Origin of the sequence: Archangium lipolyticum, assembly GCF_024623785.1 — a bacterium.
Lineage (GTDB): Bacteria > Myxococcota > Myxococcia > Myxococcales > Myxococcaceae > Archangium > Archangium lipolyticum.
The window spans coordinates 324,950-343,089 of the sequence record NZ_JANKBZ010000010.1 but is presented as its reverse complement, the minus strand read 5'-3'; the positions used below and the strand labels follow the sequence as shown (position 1 = coordinate 343,089).

Sequence of the window (18,140 nt, the reverse complement as noted above, 5' to 3'; positions counted from 1 at the left end):
GAGGTGGACTGCAACAGGCCGCAGAAGGTGTCAGCCTCGAATCCTCTCCACGCGAGAAGACAGCGACTGGCATGACGCGAGGAGGAGCACTGCATCCATCAGCGGCATTGCCTTCGATGGAAGGACCCTCCCCCGCGCCAGTGGGTGTGACTCGAACCGCCTCAGATGGTCGGCACGGGGGTGTCCAACACGGGCGCGAGGATCTCCCGGCCGAGGACCGTGGGACGGTTGGATTTGGCGTCCCAGAGGTCCGCATCCGTGAGGTCGTTCTTGGCGAGGTGGAACTGCCGGCCTCCGTGCGCGCCGCCGAGCAGCCAGGCGTCGTTCTGCATCGGCCACCACCCCTTCTGGTTCAAGACGCTGCCCGTGGTATTCGAGGCGCCAGACAAATCCTGTGGGCGGTACATGGGCTTACCGGCCGTGGTCCCGAAGTTGTAGAGGGCATCATTGTCGGTGCGGATGTCGGCCTTGCCAAGCACCATCATGGGCAGGTCGGATATCCGGGCGTTCGTGTAGAGCTGGGCCGGGAACTGCTCGGCTTCCCCGAACAGGCCAGTGGCCTGCTGGTGAGCGGGGGCTCGATGGCCACCCTGGTGGGGCTCACCGTGGCCCGGAAGATGTCCCGAGGACTCGCGGCGCGCCCGTCCATGTTCAGTGAGTACGGCGTCCAGCTCTCCCGAGGCTTCCGGGCGCTCAAGGTGTGGATGAGCCTCAAGGCATACGGGGCCGCGAAGTACGGCCGTCTCATCGAGCAGAACGTGGAGCAGGCCCACCTGCTCGGGCGCCGGGTGGACGCGGAGCCGGAGCTCCAACGTCTGGCGCCGGTGTCCCTCAACATCACGCGCTTCCGGTATGTCTGCCGGGGCGCTCCCGAGGCCCGGCTCGACGCGTGGAACCGCGAGCTGCTCTGCCGTCTGCACGAGTCCGGCGTGGCCGTGCCCTCCTATACGACGCTGGAGGGGCGCTACTGCCTGCGCGTCTGTTTCAACAACCATCCTCCAAAGATAATCGTCCGGGCGGCGGGGGGGGGAAGAACATCTGCTCAAGGGCCTCACCCGCTTTGGCCGTGGGGCGCTCGAGCTGCGGTACGAGAGCCCTCCGGGTCGCATTGCGCTCCTGGATTGAATGCCGAATTCCAAAAAAGCATGGAATACCTGTCTGGTTCTGGAATACGCGCCGCATGGATGGCTTACTTGCGACAGCGTTCTGGGAGGTGCCTCGGAGAGCATTCCGGAGCGCGTTGACATCGGGGAGCAGCGCTCCCTGAATGAATGAAAGGGTTATCCATGAAGCTGTCCTTGGGTGGTCATTCGCGCCGCGCGCGCGGGCTTTGGGTGGCGGGTGTTGCCTCGGTGGGGCTGGTGGGCTGCGGTGAGACGCTGGAGTCGCCGTTGTCCGAAGCGGTGGCCCGTGAGCCGGTGCTGACGTATGAGGAGTTCCGTGCCCAGGCCTGGCGCGAGCCCGACACGGGCATCTTCATCGTCGACGGGGATACGCCGGTGGAGGGAGAGGAGGGGCTCCGTGCGCTGTACCAGGACTACGTGCGCGACGCGGAGTCCATGGGAGTCTCGGAGCTGGGCACGCAGCGCGCGCCGCTCATCGTCAACCGGGTCAATGGCGCGGACGACCAGTGGGGCTACCTGCGCCAGCGCAACATCTCCTACTGCGTGAGCACGGCCTTCGGAGCCAACTACAACACGGTGGTGCAGGCCATGGCCCAGGCCGCGGCCGCGTGGCAGCAGGTCAACGTGCGCTTCCATCACCGGAGCGATCAGGATGGTGCCTGCAATGCCAGCAACAACCAGGTCATCTTCGACGTGCGTCCGGTCAGTGGCCAGTCCTATCTGGCGCGCGCGTTCTTCCCCAGCTACAGCCGCGCCAGCCGTAACGTCCTCATCGACACCTCCTCCTTCGGCAACATCGCGCCGTGGACACTGACCGGCATCCTTCGCCACGAGCTGGGGCACACGATCGGCTTCCGGCACGAGCACACCCGCCCCGAGGCTCGGACCTGCTTCGAGGACAACAACTGGCGCGCGCTGACGGGGTACGACGCGGCTTCGGTGATGCACTACCCGCAGTGCAACGGCTCCAACCGTGGGGATCTCAATCTCACGGCCACGGACGTGAGCGGCGCCCGGGTGCTCTACGGCCCGCTGGCTGAGACGGATGTCGACACCGGGTTCTATCTGAGCAACCACGGGGACCTCGTCAACGCCTACGGGGCGGCGAACTGGGAGGCGGCGCGCAACCACTGGCTCAACTGGGGTATTGCCGAGGGCCGCCGCAGCTCGGCCCACTTCGACGTGAAGTACTACCTGGCCAACAACCCGGATCTGGTGGCGGCGTACGGCCCCACCAACTATGTGGCGGCGCGCAACCACTGGCTCAACTGGGGTATTGGCGAGGGCCGCCGTGCTTCCGCGGAGTTCGACGTGAAGTACTACCTGGCCAACAACGGGGATCTCCAGGCGGCGTTCGGCAACAACTACGGCGCGGCCCTCAACCACTGGATCCACCAGGGACTCTACGAGGGCCGCCGTGCCTCCGCGGAGTTCGACGTGAAATACTACCTGGCCAACAACCCGGACCTGGTGGCGGCTTTCGGTGCCACCAACTACCCGGCGGCGATGGACCACTGGATCTTCCAGGGCCGCGCCCAGGGCCGCCGCGGCGCTCCTTGAGCAGGTAACCTGATTCTTGAGCACCTGCTGCTCAACGGCATGATGCACGGAATGACTCCTTTGACACCAGCCGTGGCCAGGCGCTCGGGTACGGCAAGGTCAAGGCGTTCGACCCGGGGCGTTCGACCCGGGCAAGCGCGGAGCCGGGGACATCTCGTTCGTCGAGCCCTTCGTCGATGGGCTCGACGGGCTGGGCGCGCTGGACAGCGGGTCGCACTCGCCGCGCGAGGAGGTGCGGCTCGACTCGCTCGCGATGCAGGCCGAGCGCACGGCGTTGCTCCTCTACCGGCTGTCGCGCCACCCCCGCCCGGCCCCGTGAGAAGGCGCCGCGGGTGGGACATACGACCCACCGAGCGACCGGGTAGGACGCCACGACCGCCGGCCTGTACCGGGGGATGACGGCCCCGGGCCGCATGGCTACCTCCTTGCCTCGGGAGGCGGGACATGGGGCGGGGACGAAGGTGGGCAATGGTGGTAGCGGCAGCCACCGTGATGACGTCGGGGTGCACCGTGTTCACCACGAAGGAGTCATCCAAACCCTTCCAGCTGCGCTCGGAGGTGGACTCGCGGGGGGCGGGGTTCGCCACGGCGCTCTACCAGACGGTGGGCGTGCGCATGGTGCCGGGCAATCGACTGCGCTGGGCCAACAACGGCGCCGTCTTCGACGTGATGGTGCAGGAGCTGTCGCGCGCGCGCTCCTCGATGAACATCGTCCTCTTCATCTGGCGCCCGGGAGAGGCCTCCGAGCGGCTGCTCTCCGTCATCACCGAGCGGGCCCGGGCGGGAGTGGCCTGCCGGGTGCTCGTGGATCCGCTGGGCAGCGCCCCCTTCGAGAAGGAGGTGAAGCCGAGGCTGGAAGCGGCCGGGTGCAAGGCGCACCTGTTCCGCCCGCTGCCGGCGGACGAGAACCTCGCGCGCAACCACCGCAAGGTGATTGTCGTGGACGGCCGGGTGGGCATCACCGGTGGAGTGGCCATCCAGGACGAGTGGCTGGGGGAGGCGCGCAACGAGAAGGAGTGGCGCGACACGAACGCGCGGGTGGAGGGCCCGGTGGTGGCGCAGCTCCAGCAGGCCTTCGCGGAGAACTGGCAGGAGACGACGGGCGAGTTGCTGCCCGCGAGCGACTTCCCGGGGCTCGACAAGCCGGAGCCCGGACTGGACGAGGCGGGTGAGGGTTGGGCGGCCTTCATCGGCAGCACGGCCAATCCCGAGCTCACGCGGGCCGAGCGCCTCACGCAGTTGATGGTGCGCGCGGCGCGCAAGCGGCTGTGGATCGCCCAGGCGTACTTCACGCCGAACGAGGCTCTCATGGAGCTGCTGGTGGAGCGGGCGCGCGCGGGAGTGGACGTGCGGGTGCTCGCGCCCGGGGACAAGAACGACCACAGGTCCATCACCGTGCTCCAGCGCGCGACCTACGACAAGTTGAGGGCCGCGGGCGTGCGCATCTGGGAGTACCAGCCGTCGATGATGCACGCGAAGACGATGCTGGTGGATGACCGGCTGGTGCTGGTGGGCTCCATCAACTACGACCCGCTGTCCTTCAACATGCTCGAGGAGGGCTCGCTGGTGCTCCAGGACGACGAGGCCGCACGGCGGATGGAGGCCTTCTTCCTGGAAGACCTCAAGCACGCGCGCGAGGTGAAGGCCGCACAGGCTTCGCGCTGAGGCCTAGCGCGGCCGGAGGCGCGACCTGCTCCCGCCAGGGCAGTTGGCTGACGTCGGTGAAAAGCGCCTGCTACAGGAGCGTGGTTCACAGAAGGGCTCATCGCCCGGCTCGGAGCGGGCGAGTACACAATGGCGGGCGAGTCGAGATACCGCCTCGTGACTCCCTGGCATGAACGAGTCAGCGAGGCTCGGAGCCGCCGCCACCGTCCAGGCTGGTGACAGGAGGGCGCGGCACCGCGACGGGCAGAAGGCATCTACCCTGGTAGGTCACGGTCTGCGGTGGGCAGGGACGTTTCTCAATCGGAAGCCAGCATGCGCCGGACACCTCCACCTCGAGGCCTTCCGTACACGGCGCCCGCTTCTGGTTCTTCACCGGCCGCGGTGCGTCGCCGGACTGGCCCGGCACGGGGTCCACGTAGACGTCCGTGGCCCAGACATCCTCCGGGGCCTCCTCTTGCACCCGCCCCTCTGAAACGGGGGCCAACGTCGTCGGCAGCAACACCACCACGAGCGCGGCAGCACCGGACAACGCCAGGCGCCGCCACGGGCGAGATTCGCTGGAAGCGTGGAGGGCCTGGTCCATGCGCCCTACCCCTTCGCGCACATCCTCCAAGGTGCACACCAGCGACTCAACCGAGTGCTTGTCGGGGGCCACGGACCAGGGGGTGTCCCTCGGCTCCATGGCGATGTAGCCAGCTGAGGCCGAGGAGCTGAGTTGCACCCGCCAGTCCGTCAACGGGGCCGCGCCCTGCTCGGCGGTGGGTTTGAGCACCAGGGCCGTCGCCCCGCTCGTCTCGTGCGTGGCCCGGTAGAGTTCCCCCTGGTTGCCAGCGGACTGCGGCACCTGCTCATGAAGCTGGTACGGCCCCAACCGCTCCGCTTCCTCCCACTTCTCCTCTGACTTCTTCTTCTCGTCCATGCGTGCTCCTCGCGGGTCTCCCCGCCCACCGGAAGCCCCAGGCTCTTGTTCGCATGGAGTCGAGCCCTTGTGCCAGGAGGTGCTCGGGTGCATCAGGGACGTCCTACCTTGGAGAGGGTCCCGCAAGCACGGCAGTACCACCCGTGAGGCCAGTACGAAGTGTCAGTACGAAGTAGATGGCGAAAGTCGAGTCAAAGGCGGCGGCTCGTCCAGCACCGTCAACGCTCCACTGGGTTTCCCATCCCGTCACCTACTTCCAGGGTGCGTTCCACCTGCCCAGAATCGGTGTTCCGCATGGTCCGGCGCACGCAGCAACAAAACAGAGAAGACGGACCTCCTGCAACCCGAGGAACAGGCGCGGCCCGGGAACCGACCCGCTGTCGTCATCGCGTCCTTGAAGCGTCGGTCCCAATGTGGAAAAATCAAGTCGTTCTGACCAGAACGCTCCTGCGCTCATAGTGCTGGAAGGCAAACAGCACCTTGCAACGCTGAATCTGACAATCGCAGTATTCACATAGCCACCGAGGAACCTTGAATGAGCTGTCTGAGTGACGCAACCGGGTCCACGCGCGCGCGCGTTTCCGCGCTTCTTCTGTCGCTTGTTTTGGTCGCCTGCGGGACAGGGGAGCCAACAACCCCCGAGAGAGGCCTGACGTCGGCGTCGGCGTCGACGACTTCAGAGACGGAACCGCCAGTTCAGCTCCAGAACAATGAGGCCTATGCCGGCGAGGTGGGATGGTATGACCAGGTATTCTTCCTGGAAGTGCCGGAAGGTACCCCATATCTGAAATTCTCCTTGGCAAGCATTCCGAGCTGTTATGGCAGCTTCATGCCGGTCATGGATGTTGGGTTCGGTTCGATTCCGGCGGGAACCACTTCTGAGTACTGCAACGCGTGGGGCAAAACGTGCACGTTTATCGCTGAGAATCCCGCTGCGGGGATCTGGTGGGTGAGGGTGGGGATTGACGATAGTTTCCCTGGCAGCTACGGCTCGACCAATTTCTCTCTCAAAGGCGCCTATGGTGGGACCGAAGTATTGGGAATTCAGGCGGACGAGGGATTCAGCGGCCCGCGCCAGATGTGCATCAAGCATTGAGGGGACGCACAGCCGTAGCAGTGTGACGTCCACCTCTCGCTGAGGACGCACAAGGGTGGAGCGGAGGGATGCTTTGCCCCGCTCCATCCCGTGGGTAGGACACGGCGCTCGTAGGCGCGGCGCTGATCCAACTGCGTATTCCGGTCATCGCCATCACTCGTTCCGGGCGAAGCCGATCACCGATTCCGAGCCAAGCCGCTCACCTGTTCCGGGCCAAGCCGCTCATGGGAGCGGAGCGACGCTGGTGCCCTTCTCTTCTCCGGCTTCGGCTCGGTCGTCAACTTTCCATGCTGCTTGCGGATGGACTCGCCCATCAGCTTGATGCGGTGGGCGTTGTGGAGCACCCGGTCGAGGATGGCATCAGCGACGGTCGCATCACCGATGAGCGCGTGCCACTGCTTGGGGTCGAGCTGGGAGGTGATGACGGTGGAAGCAGTTCCACACCAGTCCTCCAAGACTTCGAGCAGGTCCTTTCGCTCGTTGACAGTCAGTGGCTCCAGTCCGAACATTCAATTTCAGCACGAAGCCTATTTCCTGTAAGTACCAAGCCATTCCCCAAGTGCCTCGAAATCCCTGAGACTCAGCTGGTACTTAATCGGCGTTGCAAAGTCTATTGCATCATCAGTAACCGATGACGTAGTTGCAATGATTCCTGCCGTAGCTCGATCATGCTGCACCACGCCATATAGGGCGCGTACTACTTCAACGCCAACAGGCCTTGACTTAGCATATCGCTTGCATTCTACATAATAAAGAAACGTTCCAAACGAGTCTTTTCGTACAGCCTGAATGTCACGCCCCCCATCTCTTGTTTGAGGAGTTAGAACAACGTCGAACCCTTGATTCTTGAAGATCTCCGCAACAACCTGCTCGAACTTCCTGGCATCCAATTTCCTGAGCCTCTCGGGATGCCTAGCTAAAAGCTCCATCAACTCACGATTGACCTCGACGAGTTGAATCCTAAACTCAGGCTCAAGAATAGTGGGATTATTTAGCAAGCGACTCTCTTTAGCGACTACTGCTCTTTCGTCTAAAGAGAGCCTGCACTCCATCCGCGACAAATCGATGCCCCGGACAAAAACAGGCCACATGGGCTCGTACGCAGCGGGCTCGACCGCAAGGAAATAGATGAGTGGTGCGGACAGGTCCAGGGCCTGCAATAATAGATGGTTATCGTAGCCATCCGGAGCATCTCCTTGGAGTTTGTAGGTAAAGGCCACTTTCTTCAACTGCTCTTGGCACTCTCTTTCACGGCTCCTGCGAGGCATAGCAGCGCGGATTGACAGCGCCGCACCTTGCATCTGCTTCGGACGGAAAATGCCCCGTGGCTTGGCGGTGAACATGATGTGCTGACCATCAATCTCGAAGCCCTGTGCGATATGTTCCCAACGCAAAATGGGTCCGTGACGTGCCACCAGTCGCTCCACAGCCTGAAAGGCCGCAGCACGAAATCGCCAGTCCGGATCGATGGTCTGCTGGTCCATGATGTTCAACCTAGATTAGCGGAGCCTAGACTACAATGGAACTTTCCCCCGCAGGAGCGCGGCTCCCTCCTTCAGTGTTCAGAATCTTCGTCATCCCCATCTACAACGGCCCTTGCCACGCTTTCCGCCCAGCCTGCGAGACGTGCAGCAGCCGCATCAATGGCTTGGCTGCGTGCATAAAGGAAAGCCTCGTAGTCGTCCCTGCATGCTGCGTCGAATGCGCTGGGCTGGATCAAGTTGGACCGAAGCACCACTTCGAATTCAGAGCCGAGGCGCGCCTCGGCCTCACGTAGGTACTGAGAGGGCTTTTTGCTAGAAATGACTTTATTGCTAGCGGACGTAAGATAAACAATGTTCGCCATCACATTAATCCGACCAGTGGCGACATCCTGATTCTTGAGCCATCTTTTCGGGAAGAAGTGGTGGAACTCCTTTTGATTAATCCACGACAACGACGCGCTTGTATCAATCCGTTGACCGGTGAGAAGATCGCGCGGAGCTTGAGCGGCGAGAACAAGGGCGAACGCCTTACTCAGGGCGTTATTCGTTCTGAAGGGTCGTTCGCGCCAAGTCGTCTCAACTGGCCGTACCGATACAAGAGGAATGCTCGGTTTCGCACCTGAAGCGAAGGCACGCACACTCGCAAGGTCTGCGGTCATTTGACCAGTGTTCCAACCACTAAAGTATCCAGAAAACGAAGTTTGCCAGAACCACTCACGCATTGCTTGATACTGCGCAGGAGAGGGAGAGGTAGGCAAGAGCCGGAAGCATTCGGCAAGAACGGTGATCTGATTTGCATACGGAAGAGCGTACGAACTCACCACTCCAAGTTCCGAAACTAAAAAATCAACCGCTCTCTGATAAGCAAGCTTGGTGATCTTGGCCGCCTCCAAGCGAGCCTGTGGTGTGTGCCCACGTAGATGCTCCACATCCTCAATTGTGAAGCCCCCTCCCTGACTAGCAGAAAGATTTCGCAAGATCGACTTGGACTCGATCTCCTTGAATCCCTTCTCATCAAGCTCCTCTTGAATTTCGCCAATAGCCTCGTTCAAATCAAACTCTTTACTCCACGTTGCCGCGCGAAGCAGATCAACACGCGTGAGAGGAACACCTTGACTGTTAATACGCTCAAAAATTGGCGCGACATCCTTGATTGACATATCCCCGAGCGTCACGACGGCGATTTTGTAATCCTTGAAACGATCGAACAGGGCCTTAGCGCGCGTTGCCAATTCTTCCTTGTCTGGTGAGGTATGGAGGGCAAGTTGTGCGATCTGCCCAAAGAAGGCAGAAGGATTCGAGAGTTTGTTCACCCGAATTTGATGCAGAGGAAGCTCTTCCAGAGTGCTTGGGTGAAAGAAATTCTCCGTTCGGAGATCGTAGGCGATATTCCATAGACTCTTCGGGTCAGAACCATTCCAGAAGAGTGCGCCACAGATGGTTGAGAGCCGCTGCTGCCCATCCAAAAGATAGTTGAACGGATACTCGGCCTGTTGATTCGCTACATCCAAGTCAGCGATCTTTTTCTCGCTCTTGAGTTCCTGGCGCGTTCGCCACAGCAGGATGCTGCCTATCGGATAGCCTTTTGCGATTGAATCGAGAAGAGCGAGAACCCGCTTGCTTTTCCAAACAAATTCGCGCTGAAACTTTGGAAGCAAGATGTCGCCAGTCACGATGCGACGAGCGAGTTCGTCAATACGGTCAACACTGGGCTTAGGGTCGTTCAAATGTGGCGTGCTGCCTGATGTTCCTGTGGTCATACCGTCACTATAGCTCGGTGTTCTGTTGGCTGGTGGAGCGCAAGCCGGGCATGGGAGTCACACCGACACATGCTTGGTGGTGAATGTCCAAAAAGGGGCGAACGCAGGTCACAGCGAATAGCATAAGAACAAGAGCCCTTTGAGACGAGCAAGGACTCCCTCACGGGAAGGCGGAGGAATGACCGGAAAGGCGAGCCCGTCATTACGGGGGCGGCGGGATTGAATCCCGCCGCCCCCATGGCTCAGCCCTTGAGCACGGCGATGGGTGTGAGCCGTAGGACGGGCGTCACCAGGTCCGCCTCGTCCTCCAGAACCTCCGCGATGTCGCGGTAGGCCTCCGGCGCCTCCTCCACCAAGGCATCCACCCGGTGCCGGTCGAACACCACCCGGCGCAGCGCATGCTCCAGCGCCGCCGGGCGGATGCGCGCCCTCGCCTCTCCTCGCGTGAGCACCCTCCCCGCCCCGTGCGAGCAGGAGCCGAACGCCCTCGGCTCTCCCCTCCCCTCCACCACGTACGAGGCCGTCCCCATCGAGCCTGGAATCAGGCCTCTCTGCCCCGCCTCCAGCCCCACCGCACCCTTGCGGTGCACGAGCAGCGCCCGGCCTAGGTGCCTCTCCTCCGCCACGTGGTTGTGGTGCACGTCCACGCTCGCGCCCGGATCCGGCTCGCACCCGAGCGCCTCAACCAACACCTCCACCGCCCGGGCGGCGAGCGTGTCCCGGTTGGCCCGGGCGAAACGGCACGCCAGCTCGATGTCCGCCAGGCACGCGGCCCCCTCGGGGGTGTCGGTCCGCAGGCCCGGCAGCGAGCCCTCTCCCCGCGCCGCGGCCACCCTCAGGTGGTGCGCGGCGATGGCCCCTCCCACTCCCCGCGATCCCGAGTGGATGAGCAGCCACAGGTCTCCCCCCGCATCCCGGTCCAGCTCGAGGAAGTGGTTGCCTCCCCCAAGCGTGCCGAGGTGCCTCGGCGCCAGACGCTCCCACTCCCGCTGGAGCCGGTGCGTGGAGAGGCTCGCGGCCTGGAGCCCGGGAGGCAGCGGCAGGCCCGCCCCCCGGTGCACCGCGTCCCCCACCGGCACCCGGCGCGCCAGTGCCCCCAGCAGCCGTTCCAGCTCCGCCCTCCCGAGCGACGCGGCCGGGAAGTCGAAGCGGTGCGCACTCACGCCGCACCCCAGATCGCCTCCCAGCGCCCCCGGCACCACGGTGCGCTCGGTGGCGAAGACGGTGCCCACCGCCACCCCCTGCGCCACGTGGACGTCCGGCATCGCCGCCACGTGCTCCACCACGTACGGCTGGCTGGCGATGTGCTGGAGCTGCTTCACCGCTCCCGGTGGCACCTCGCGCGCCCAGGCCAGGATGGGCACTGCCCCGGGCGGGCTCTCGAGGACTCGAGGCATCATGACTCACCTCCTTCCTCGTCGGGCGCCAGGCGCGGCGCCACGCCCACGCAGACGAAGCGCAGGTTCGGCACCCGCTTGAGGTTCAGCCCGAGCGCCAGCTGCGAGCGGATGAAGCCACTCGCCCGCACCAGCGCCTCCTCCACCGGCGCCGGGCCGGACTCCTGGCGCTCGGGGGGAAGGGTGAAGCCGATACGGGCGTGGCGGCCGTCCGGCGACAGCTCGAGCATCGTCACCACGACGCCCTCGAGCAGCGGGTCGGACAGCTCACCTCGGAACAGGAGGGACACCTCCTCGAACAGGGTGGACTGCAGGCGCAGGTGCCGCGCCGGAATGGAGGATTCTTCGAACGAAAAGGATTCTGCGTCCGCGCGCCGGTGCGACGCGCGGGAACGGCGATGCTTCTTCGAGCTCATGGAGCGAACGGTTCCCTGGACGCCGCACCCGCACAGGGGCTCGGCGCCTCGATTCAGGACACGACGAGGCTCCACGCCGGCGCTCGTGCGCCGGAGTCAGCGGATCCGTTCAGTCGAGAGACGGTACGCGCCGGTCACCCGTGCGAGGGCGTGGAGAGACCCGAGACACCGTTTTGCACACGTCCCATGGCACACCTCCCGCCGCGCAAGGCACCCCACCGCGCGAGCCGCGAACGCCCAAAATGGGCACACGCACTCCATGTGTCAATCCCCGGTCGCCGCGCCTCCAGGAACGATTGCCCCCGGACACGACGGACAGCAGGATGCTCACATGGTCGAAAAACTGGTTCTCAGTGACGAGGAATGGCGCAAGCGCCTGACACCCGAGGAGTACCAGGTGCTGCGCGGGCATGGCACCGAGCGCGCCTGGGCCGGCTGTTTCGTCGGCACCAAGGAGGCCGGCACCTACGTGTGCGCAGGCTGCGGCAACCCCCTCTTCAAGTCCGGCGAGAAGTTCGAGTCCGGCACCGGCTGGCCCTCCTTCACCCGGCCCGTCCAGCCGGACGCGGTGACGGAGTACCAGGATCGCTCCCACGGGATGATCCGCACCGAGGTGCGCTGTGGCCGGTGCGATGGCCACCTGGGACACGTCTTCCCCGATGGCCCTCCTCCCACGGGGCTGCGCTACTGCATGAACTCCGTGGCGATGAAGCACGTCCTGGAAGGTCAGCCCTTCCCGCTCGTCACGAAGTGAGCCCCGGCGCGCGGCGGGCTCAGCGCGCCGCGCGCTCGGCCTCGACGAGCCGCTTCTGCGACAGGCTCAGGTACTTCTCGTCCATGTCGATGCCCACGTAGCGCCGGCCCAGCTTCATCGCCGCCACGCCCGTGGTGCCACTGCCGTTGAAGGGGTCCAACACCAGCGCGTCCTCGGGGGTGCTCGCCTCGATGACGCGCTCCAGCAGCGACACCGGCTTCTGCGTGGGGTGGCTGCCGTGCGCCTTCTCCTCGCGCCGCGGCGCCGTCATCGTCCACACCCGGCCCGACTCGTCCGCCGTCAGCTCCTCGTCGCCCGTGCGCGGCAGCGCCCACACGTCGCGCATCTGCTTGCCGCCGTTCTCCGCCTTCATCTTCGCGTAGTTGAACGTGTGCTGCAGCTTCGCGGCCGGCTTCGGCGAGGCCCAGATGAGCAGCTCGGAGGAGTGCGTGAAGTAGCGGCACGCCAGGTTCGGGCTGGCGTTCGGCTTGTACCAGGTCACCGTGTTCAGCAGCTTGTAGCCCAGCTTCTGCATCGCGAAGCCGACCGAGAAGATGACGTGCTGCGTGCCGCTCACCCAGATGGTGCCCGTGGGCTTGAGCACCCGCTGGCACGCCTTCAGCCACGCCGTGGTGAACGCGTGGTCCTCCTCCACTCCGCGCGACACGTCCCAGCCACCCTTGTTCACCGCCGCGCGCTTGCCGTTCTTGCAGGTGAAGCCGCCGTTGGACAGGAAGTAGGGAGGATCGGCGAACACCATGTCGAAGGTACCGGGCTCGAACTGCTCGAGCAGCGCCAGGCTGTCGCCCTGGTACAGCCGGAACGCATCGCTCTTGGCGAAAAGGCTCTCGCGCAGCGAGGGCTGAACAAGCTTCAGGGCAGGAGCTGCGGCTTCCGCGGACATCTCGCCTCCGTCAGGGGTCGTCGTGACGGGGCGGACTGTGCGGTCAACACGCTGCTACGTCCAATTTCTGGTCTGTAGCACCCTGAAACTTGACGTGCTTCGCGTGCCCGGAAACGCCGCGAGCACGGTGGGAGTGTCTCTCGGGGAGACCTCCGGCACCGTGCTCGGCGGGTGCTACGAAGCTGTGCGGAAGAGACTAGGCCTTGGCCTTCTTGGCGGTCTTCTTCGCGGCGGGGGCAGTGCCCTCGGCGGGAGCGGCGGCGGGACCACCCTCGGCGGCGGCGGCACCCTCGGCGGGCTTGGCCGCGTACTTCTTGCGGAACTTCTCCACGCGACCGGCGGTGTCGAGCAGCTTGTACTTGCCCGTGAAGAAGGGGTGGCAGTTCGAGCAGACTTCCACCGTGAACGAGCCACGGGTGGACTTGGTCTCGACGACGTTGCCGCAAGCACAGGTGATGCGAGACGGCGGATAGACCGGATGCACTTCAGGCTTCATGGTCAACGACTCCCGCGCCTTGCCCCCACTCCAGGGTGGGAGGTCTGGCGTTCTAGAGGTAGGCCGGCGCTTATAACGGCGGACCGGCCCCGGCACAAGGCCCGCCTCCGGGCCCCGTCCAGGACTAATGAGATGCGGAACCGGGCGGTTCGATTCGCTCCACCCGCTTCTTCAGCTCGGCATCGTCGGCGACCTGACTCCCCAGCTGGATGTACGTGAGGCGGTGGGTGCGCCTGGCCGCCTGGGTGCCCTCCCCCACCTGCGCCGCCAGCACCTTCCGCCGGGCCTCGAAGTTGGCCACGGCTTCCTGGAGCGCGTTCCGGGCCGCCTCGTCCTTCATGGTCGCCATCCGCTTCCGGGCCTGCTGGATGTTGTCGTCGAGGATCCTCAGGTTCTCCCGGGCCCGATCCGCCTCGGAGAGGTCCACGAAGGGCCCCTTCCCCCCATCCAGGGAGAGCTCCAGGCGGGCGAGCTGACGGCCCCGCTCCCCCGGGGCGACCAGGGTGGCGTAGTCGTTGCGCTGCGCCGCGCCCTGGGTCCGGCCCTCGTGCGACTGCACGATGAAGTCCATGGCATCGCCCCCCTGGGTGGAGAGCTTGATGGCCTCCACGTAGGGAACCGCGGCGAGCACCACCACCACGTCCACCTTCTCCGCCTGGCGCAGACGGCGGGACTCGGCGATGGCCGCCTGCACCGGGGGCCTGCCCACCACGCCCTTCTGCGTGGCCACCGGGCCCTCGGGGGAGATGCCCACCAGGCCCACCTTCACGCCGTTCACCGTCTGCACGGTGGACGCCGGGAAGAGCGGTTTGCCCGCCGCGTCCACCAGGTTGGCGGACAGCAGCTTCATCTTCGCGTTCGGTCCCTGGGTGGCCTTCACGAGGAAGTCCGTCCCGAGCGTCAGATCGCGCAGGCCCACGGCCATGGCCGCGGTACCCAACGCGTTCATCTGCTCGAGCAGGAGCTGCGCGCGTGCCTTCTCCGTCGGATCTCCGCCGGGGTTCGAGGACTTGAAGAGCGCATTGCCCGCATCCAGCAACAGCACCGGCCCCTTCGCGCGCTCCTGCGTGAGGGCCGTCTTTCGTCTGGCCAGACCGCCAGACGGGTTGTGGCGTCAACCACAGGGGGCGATCTCGCCCCCGTTGTCTCCGGTGAAGAGCAACACCACCTGCTTGGGCGCCGCGCCCGCCACCAGGGGCGTCAGCAGCAGCGCGAGCAGGGAGAGCAGCGTCAGGCGCAGTCTCATTTCTTCGTTCCCTTCTTCTTCGCCTTGTCCAGTTCCGCCAGCCGGTTCTTCGCCGTCTTCGCCGCCTCCGACTTCGGATAGCTCTTCACGAGCTCCTCCAACGCCAGCCGCGACTCCTCCGGCATCTTCAACTTCTTGAAGCAGTCCGAGGAGCGCAGGTACGCCTCCGGCGTGGGCTCCGCCTTCGGGTAGTCCTGCAGCAGCTTGCCGTACTCCGGCAGGGCCTCGCGGCACTTGTCCTCGGCGAAGTACGTCTCGCCCAGCCCGTAATGGGCCTCGGCCGCCAGCGCGTCCTTCGGCCACTTCTTGAGGAACTCCGTGTACAGCTGCCGGGCCACCGCCGTGTCCCCCGCCTTGGCCTTCTCCTGCGCCATCGCGAGGAACTCCTTCTTGTCCGTGGGCCGCTTCAGCTCCTCGGCCTTCTTCCGGGCCTCGGCCTCCTTGAGGGCCGCCTCACCCTTGAGCTCCAGCAGCCGCTTCTCCGTGTCCTCGTTCGTCTTCGCGAGCGCCGTCTCCAACTCGCCAATCTTGTGGAGGTACGTCTCCACCTGGCCGCGCAGCTGCGCCAGGTCCTCCACTGTCTTCTGCAGCTGGACGCTGATGTCCGCGCCCGTGCGGCGCGACGCGGTGTCCAGGCTCTGCAGGGCCTTGGTGACCTCGGCGACCTTCTCGTCGATGCGCGGCAGCGTGGCATCGAGCTGCGCGCGCGTCTGTTTCAGCTCCGCCTGGAGCTGTGCCTGGGTGGCATCGAGCTTCTCGATGCGAGCCTCCAGCGCGCGCCCACGGTCCGCGGGGTAGAAACAGCCGGAGATCGCGAGCGGGAGGGCGATCAGTGCAAGCCTTCGCATAGGGGGCGCATCTTACGGGCAAACCCTCCGGCCCGCCCGGGCTTCTTCACGCGCCCGGAGCCAGCCCGCCTGCCCGTCAGCGCGGCGGGGTGGAACCGGCGCGCTCCAGCCGCTCGATGGCCCGCGCGCAGGCCACCTGGAGCCGGGCGTTGTTGAGGTAGAAGGGCGTGGCGCGGGCCCTCCCCTCCTCCAGCGAGCGCAGGGCCTTGCGGAACTCCGCGGCGGCCTCGGCCAGCGCCCCCCGCTGCTCCAGCACCATCCCCAGCAGGTAGCGCGCCGAGGCAAGGTCCGGATCCAACGTGAGGCAGCGCCGCAGCGTGTCCGCCGTCTGGGGGCTCACCTCGCTCGCCTCCGCCGCCCACTCCAGCACCTGGGCGAAGAGGGCCTCCGCTTCCGAGTGCGCACTGGCCGCCACCGCTGGCACCGGGGGTCTCTCGGCGCCAATGGCCGGAAAGCGTCCCGAGCTTCGTGCCTCCGAGGGCCTGTCCATGGTGGCCGCCGGAGGGGGGCCCACCTCTGGTGACGGCCGTGCGCCCACCGCTGGCAGGCCACTGCCGCTCGGCGTCCTCGGGACCAGGGGCGCGGGCTCCAACGCTCGGGCATAGAAGAAGGCCTGCTCGCAGCGCACGGTGCGCAGGCCCGGCGGCGTGCGCAGCAGCGGCTCGGTGGCGGAGAGCATCAACAGCCCCTCGGGCGCGAGCCGCTCGGCCAGCAATCCCACCACCCGGTCGAAGGACTCGGGGGTGAAGTAGATGAGGACGTTGCGGCAGGCGATGAGATCGAACCCCTGCCCCTCCGCCGCCGCCGGGTACGGCGAGTCCATCAGGTTGTGGCAGGCGAAGCTGGCCCGATCCTTCAGGTGGGCCACCAGCGTGAAGCGGCCCGCCCCCACCGGGACGAACCACCGGTCCCTCACCATGGGGTGCACCCGCTGGAGCTGCTCCGAGGTGAAGCACAGCTCCCGCGCCCGGGCGATCGCCGTCTCCGAGATGTCCGTGCCCAGCACCGTGCTGCCCGCGTCCGCCCCCATCTCCGCGAGCATCACCAGCAGCGTGGCCACCTCCTCTCCCGTGGCACAGCCGGCGCTCCAGATGCGCAGCGGCCGGCGCTTGCTCGCCACCAGCGGCTCCAGCACGTGCGTGCGCAGCGCCAGGAGCTGGGACTCGTCCCGGAAGAGATCCGTCTTCTGGACCGTGATGGCGTCGATGAGCTCGGCCAGCTCCCCGGCGCCCGCGGGAGACTTCAGGAACAGCAGGTACTGCGCGCTATGCCCCCCCGGCCGCGCCGCCAGCTTCTCGTCGAGCCGGCGGCACTGCAGGTCACTCAGGGCCATGCCCGTCCGCCGCGCCACGAGGGCGTGGACGGGACCGTAGCCGGGGGGAAACGAAGGCGGCACCGGGTGTCAGCGCCCGACGGCGAGGGACTCACCCCGGGCCAGCCGCACCAGCGCGCCCGCGATGTCGTCGCCGTGGATGACGTGATCCACCACCTTGCGCGCCACCGCCGCTCCCGGCATTCCGAACACCACGCAGGACTCCTCGTTCTGGGCCACCGTCACGCCTCCGGCCTGCTTGATGGCCACCATGCCGTCCGCGCCGTCCTCGCCCATGCCGGTGAGGATGAGCCCCATCGTGCGCCGCCCGTACGCCTTGGCCGCGCTCTCCAGCAGCACCGTCCCCGAGGGCATGTGCCCATCCCGCTCCACGCCCGGCTTGAGCGCCACCCGTCCCCGGAAGGGAATCACCAGGTGCTGCCCCGGCGGGGCGATCAGCACGTTGCCCGGCAGCAGTTGCTCGCCGTCCTGCGCCAGCCGCACCTTCAGCTTCGACGAGTTGGCCAGCCAGCCCGCCAGCGACTCGGAGAAGGCCGCGTTGATGTGCTGCACGATGACGATGGGCGTGGGGAAGTCCGCCGGCAGCTCGGACAACATCCGGAAGAGGACCTGCGGGCCTCCCGTGGAGCTGGCCACCGCCAGCACCCCGTACGGCATCCCCATCACCGGGGTCGGCGTCGTCCCCACGGTGCCAGCGCCCGGCAGCGGCGGCCGCCGCTTGCTGTGGATGTGCCGGATGACCCGCACCGAGGACAGCAGCTTCACCTCGCGCGACAGGTTCCACGCATCCGTCCCCGCGTCGATGGCGGGTTTGATCTGCAGCGCCAGCGCGCCCAGCTCCAACGCCCGGCACGTCAGCTCCGGTGCCTGCTGCCGCGGATCCGCCGTCAGCATCAGGATGGGCGTGGGCACCTCCGCCATGATGTGCTCCACGGCCGTGAGCCCGTCCATCACCGGCATCTCCACGTCCATGGTGATGACCTGCGGGCGTAGCTCGCGGGCGGCGTCGAGGGCCTCCTTGCCGTTGTTCGCGGTCCCGACGACCTCCAGATCTGAATCCCTGCTCAGTGCTTCACAGATCAGCTGTCGGCAGATGTGCGAGTCGTCGACGACCAGCACCGACACTTTCTTGCCCATG

General features: G+C 65.8%; 18 protein-coding genes and 1 pseudogene. 5 read left to right on the top strand and 14 right to left on the bottom strand.

Translation table 11 applies throughout. The features are described 5' to 3' along the window. Positions 1-161: 161 nt before the first annotated feature. Positions 162-485, bottom strand: coding sequence for a hypothetical protein (locus NR810_RS23360; protein ID WP_257455491.1), 324 nt, complete (start codon positions 483-485; stop codon positions 162-164). Between the two features lie 96 nt (positions 486-581). Between NR810_RS23360 and NR810_RS23355 the strand changes: the two genes are divergently transcribed. From NR810_RS23355 to NR810_RS23345, 3 genes are all read left to right on the top strand, one after another. Then, positions 582-1,244, top strand: a complete 663-nt coding sequence (locus NR810_RS23355; RefSeq protein WP_257455490.1) for a pyridoxal-dependent decarboxylase — start codon at positions 582-584, stop codon at positions 1,242-1,244. A gap of 42 nt (positions 1,245-1,286) precedes the next feature. Then, entirely contained in the window at positions 1,287-2,684 is a 1,398-nt protein-coding gene (locus NR810_RS23350) for a M57 family metalloprotease (RefSeq protein ID WP_257455489.1), read from the top strand. 468 nt (positions 2,685-3,152) lie between these two features. After that, positions 3,153-4,349: a phospholipase D-like domain-containing protein gene (locus NR810_RS23345; RefSeq protein ID WP_257455487.1), complete on the top strand. Its 1,197-nt coding sequence runs from the start codon at positions 3,153-3,155 to the stop codon at positions 4,347-4,349. 178 nt (positions 4,350-4,527) lie between these two features. On the opposite strand, the gene NR810_RS23340 is transcribed toward NR810_RS23345, so the two are convergent. Beyond that, positions 4,528-5,268: a hypothetical protein gene (locus NR810_RS23340; protein WP_257455486.1), complete on the bottom strand. Its 741-nt coding sequence runs from the start codon at positions 5,266-5,268 to the stop codon at positions 4,528-4,530. Positions 5,269-5,803: 535 nt separating this feature from the next. Here NR810_RS23340 and NR810_RS23335 point away from each other — a divergent pair. Further along, positions 5,804-6,364: a hypothetical protein gene (locus tag NR810_RS23335; RefSeq protein WP_257455485.1), complete on the top strand. Its 561-nt coding sequence runs from the start codon at positions 5,804-5,806 to the stop codon at positions 6,362-6,364. Positions 6,365-6,540: 176 nt separating this feature from the next. Here the strand turns inward: NR810_RS23335 and NR810_RS23330 are convergent, their stop codons facing one another. The 5 genes from NR810_RS23330 to NR810_RS23310 form a co-directional block, all read right to left on the bottom strand. Then, positions 6,541-6,873, bottom strand: a complete 333-nt coding sequence (locus tag NR810_RS23330; RefSeq protein ID WP_407653821.1) for an ATP-binding protein — start codon at positions 6,871-6,873, stop codon at positions 6,541-6,543. 18 nt (positions 6,874-6,891) lie between these two features. Next, a complete protein-coding gene (locus tag NR810_RS23325; RefSeq protein ID WP_257455484.1) occupies positions 6,892-7,848 on the bottom strand; it encodes a restriction endonuclease in 957 nt (318 codons plus the stop codon). Positions 7,849-7,919: 71 nt separating this feature from the next. After that, positions 7,920-9,608: a GmrSD restriction endonuclease domain-containing protein gene (locus tag NR810_RS23320; RefSeq protein ID WP_257455483.1), complete on the bottom strand. Its 1,689-nt coding sequence runs from the start codon at positions 9,606-9,608 to the stop codon at positions 7,920-7,922. A 242-nt stretch (positions 9,609-9,850) separates the two neighbouring features. Further along, positions 9,851-11,008 (bottom strand): RtcB family protein, encoded by a 1,158-nt coding sequence (locus NR810_RS23315; RefSeq protein ID WP_257455482.1) that lies wholly within the window; start codon positions 11,006-11,008, stop codon positions 9,851-9,853. Beyond that, positions 11,005-11,421 (bottom strand): ribosome-binding factor A, encoded by a 417-nt coding sequence (locus NR810_RS23310; protein WP_204220470.1) that lies wholly within the window; start codon positions 11,419-11,421, stop codon positions 11,005-11,007. The genes NR810_RS23315 and NR810_RS23310 overlap by 4 nt, the downstream gene beginning before the upstream one ends. 331 nt (positions 11,422-11,752) lie before the next feature. Between NR810_RS23310 and msrB the strand changes: the two genes are divergently transcribed. Continuing rightward, on the top strand, positions 11,753-12,175 hold the full coding sequence (msrB, locus tag NR810_RS23305; RefSeq protein WP_257455481.1) for a peptide-methionine (R)-S-oxide reductase MsrB: 423 nt from the start codon (positions 11,753-11,755) through the stop codon (positions 12,173-12,175). A gap of 19 nt (positions 12,176-12,194) precedes the next feature. On the opposite strand, the gene NR810_RS23300 is transcribed toward msrB, so the two are convergent. The 7 genes and pseudogenes from NR810_RS23300 to cheB all read right to left on the bottom strand — a co-directional run bounded on the left by NR810_RS23300 (position 12,195) and on the right by cheB (position 18,139). Continuing rightward, entirely contained in the window at positions 12,195-13,079 is an 885-nt protein-coding gene (locus tag NR810_RS23300) for a DNA-methyltransferase (protein ID WP_257455480.1), read from the bottom strand. Positions 13,080-13,356: 277 nt separating this feature from the next. Continuing rightward, positions 13,357-13,575 (bottom strand): annotated as a pseudogene (gene rpmE, locus NR810_RS23295) (50S ribosomal protein L31); the annotation flags it as partial. A 124-nt stretch (positions 13,576-13,699) separates the two neighbouring features. Continuing rightward, positions 13,700-14,620: a bifunctional UDP-sugar hydrolase/5'-nucleotidase gene (locus NR810_RS23290; protein ID WP_257455478.1), complete on the bottom strand. Its 921-nt coding sequence runs from the start codon at positions 14,618-14,620 to the stop codon at positions 13,700-13,702. Between the two features lie 69 nt (positions 14,621-14,689). Next, the gene (locus tag NR810_RS23285) at positions 14,690-14,821 is read right to left on the bottom strand and encodes a hypothetical protein (protein ID WP_257455477.1); all 132 of its coding nucleotides are present in this window, start codon (positions 14,819-14,821) and stop codon (positions 14,690-14,692) included. Continuing rightward, positions 14,818-15,669: a tetratricopeptide repeat protein gene (locus NR810_RS23280; protein WP_257455475.1), complete on the bottom strand. Its 852-nt coding sequence runs from the start codon at positions 15,667-15,669 to the stop codon at positions 14,818-14,820. Before NR810_RS23280 ends, NR810_RS23285 begins: the two co-directional genes overlap by 4 nt. A gap of 76 nt (positions 15,670-15,745) precedes the next feature. Beyond that, positions 15,746-17,002, bottom strand: coding sequence for a CheR family methyltransferase (locus tag NR810_RS23275; protein ID WP_257455474.1), 1,257 nt, complete (start codon positions 17,000-17,002; stop codon positions 15,746-15,748). A 69-nt stretch (positions 17,003-17,071) separates the two neighbouring features. After that, a complete protein-coding gene (gene cheB, locus NR810_RS23270; protein WP_257455473.1) occupies positions 17,072-18,139 on the bottom strand; it encodes a chemotaxis-specific protein-glutamate methyltransferase CheB in 1,068 nt (355 codons plus the stop codon). Between the last annotated feature and the right edge of the window lies 1 nt (position 18,140).

Excerpts from the sequence above, each read along its gene's own strand:
- NR810_RS23360 (WP_257455491.1), bottom strand. The coding sequence starts at position 485 with ATGATGGTGCTTGGCAAGGCCGACATCCGCACCGACAATGATGCCCTC.
- NR810_RS23355 (WP_257455490.1), top strand. The coding sequence starts at position 582 with ATGGCCACCCTGGTGGGGCTCACCGTGGCCCGGAAGATGTCCCGAGGA.
- NR810_RS23350 (WP_257455489.1), top strand. The coding sequence starts at position 1,287 with ATGAAGCTGTCCTTGGGTGGTCATTCGCGCCGCGCGCGCGGGCTTTGG.
- NR810_RS23345 (WP_257455487.1), top strand. The coding sequence starts at position 3,153 with ATGGTGGTAGCGGCAGCCACCGTGATGACGTCGGGGTGCACCGTGTTC.
- NR810_RS23340 (WP_257455486.1), bottom strand. The coding sequence starts at position 5,268 with ATGGACGAGAAGAAGAAGTCAGAGGAGAAGTGGGAGGAAGCGGAGCGG.
- NR810_RS23335 (WP_257455485.1), top strand. The coding sequence starts at position 5,804 with ATGAGCTGTCTGAGTGACGCAACCGGGTCCACGCGCGCGCGCGTTTCC.
- NR810_RS23330 (WP_407653821.1), bottom strand. The coding sequence starts at position 6,873 with ATGTTCGGACTGGAGCCACTGACTGTCAACGAGCGAAAGGACCTGCTC.
- NR810_RS23325 (WP_257455484.1), bottom strand. The coding sequence starts at position 7,848 with ATGGACCAGCAGACCATCGATCCGGACTGGCGATTTCGTGCTGCGGCC.
- NR810_RS23320 (WP_257455483.1), bottom strand. The coding sequence starts at position 9,608 with ATGACCACAGGAACATCAGGCAGCACGCCACATTTGAACGACCCTAAG.
- NR810_RS23315 (WP_257455482.1), bottom strand. The coding sequence starts at position 11,008 with ATGATGCCTCGAGTCCTCGAGAGCCCGCCCGGGGCAGTGCCCATCCTG.
- NR810_RS23310 (WP_204220470.1), bottom strand. The coding sequence starts at position 11,421 with ATGAGCTCGAAGAAGCATCGCCGTTCCCGCGCGTCGCACCGGCGCGCG.
- msrB (WP_257455481.1), top strand. The coding sequence starts at position 11,753 with ATGGTCGAAAAACTGGTTCTCAGTGACGAGGAATGGCGCAAGCGCCTG.
- NR810_RS23300 (WP_257455480.1), bottom strand. The coding sequence starts at position 13,079 with ATGTCCGCGGAAGCCGCAGCTCCTGCCCTGAAGCTTGTTCAGCCCTCG.
- NR810_RS23285 (WP_257455477.1), bottom strand. The coding sequence starts at position 14,821 with ATGAGACTGCGCCTGACGCTGCTCTCCCTGCTCGCGCTGCTGCTGACG.
- NR810_RS23280 (WP_257455475.1), bottom strand. The coding sequence starts at position 15,669 with ATGCGAAGGCTTGCACTGATCGCCCTCCCGCTCGCGATCTCCGGCTGT.
- NR810_RS23275 (WP_257455474.1), bottom strand. The coding sequence starts at position 17,002 with ATGGCCCTGAGTGACCTGCAGTGCCGCCGGCTCGACGAGAAGCTGGCG.
- cheB (WP_257455473.1), bottom strand. The coding sequence starts at position 18,139 with ATGGGCAAGAAAGTGTCGGTGCTGGTCGTCGACGACTCGCACATCTGC.